At 40.9% G+C, this 276-nt stretch carries 1 protein-coding gene; it reads right to left on the bottom strand.

Features of this window, described 5'->3' with window-relative positions; all coding sequences use genetic code 11:
* Positions 1 to 39: 39 nt before the first annotated feature.
* A partial coding sequence (locus Q3W56_RS20805) for an IS3 family transposase (protein WP_302896719.1) occupies positions 40 to 276 on the bottom strand: 237 nt, incomplete at its 5' end.

Here is a 276-nt window from a genome sequence, read left to right as displayed (position 1 = left end):
GACTGACCCCCGTTTTTGAGACAGGGATCAAAACACCTTTTAAACAGCCAATTGTCGATAGTTTATCGGTGATTGGTTGTTTAGTTTCGTTTGAATACGAATATTGTTATAATAATGAATGTATTCTATGACAGTTTGTTCTACGATGGCGGTCGTGGTTCGATCAATGCTGTTAAGATAGAACGTTTCAGACTTTAGTGAGGAATGAAACGATTCGATGGAGGCATTATCAGCGGGCGTCCCTTTGCGGGACATGCTCATGGTAATGCCTTTTGT

The sequence above is a fragment of the Bacillus sp. C28GYM-DRY-1 genome (genome assembly GCF_030519405.1).
GTDB classification, from domain to species: domain Bacteria; phylum Bacillota; class Bacilli; order Bacillales; family Bacillaceae; genus Bacillus; species Bacillus spizizenii_A.
Note: the sequence above shows the minus strand (reverse complement) of the source record. Positions and strands in the feature narration are given on the sequence as shown.